Origin of the sequence: Pantoea latae, from assembly GCF_002077695.1 — a bacterium.
Lineage (GTDB): Bacteria > Pseudomonadota > Gammaproteobacteria > Enterobacterales > Enterobacteriaceae > Pantoea > Pantoea latae.
The window spans coordinates 1-345 of record NZ_MWUE01000061.1 but is presented as its reverse complement, the minus strand read 5'-3'; the positions used below and the strand labels follow the sequence as shown (position 1 = coordinate 345).

Annotated in this window: 1 tRNA gene; it reads right to left on the bottom strand. The window is 51.9% G+C overall.

The annotated features are described in order from the left end of the window. Positions 1-258 precede the first annotated feature (258 nt). Positions 259-334 (bottom strand) — tRNA-Ala (locus tag B2J69_RS23430). Between the last annotated feature and the right edge of the window lie 11 nt (positions 335-345).

Here is a 345-nt window from a genome sequence, read left to right as displayed (position 1 = left end):
TTAGCACGTCCTTCATCGCCTCTGACTGCCAGGGCATCCACCGTGTACGCTTAGTCGCTTAACCTCACAACCCACAGGCGTCTTGCGACGTCGCGGATGTGATTATTGAGAGACTCGAACGCGTTGCCTTTATTCCCTGTTACGGGGGAATAACGCAAAGCGTCGTTTCAATTTTCAGCTTGTTCCGGATTGTTAAAGAGCATAATACTTCACAGCCCACCGTTTCCGGTACGCTCTGAACTATTTCAGAAAACAGTATGGTGGAGCTAAGCGGGATCGAACCGCTGACCTCCTGCGTGCAAGGCAGGCGCTCTCCCAGCTGAGCTATAGCCCCATACAGTTACT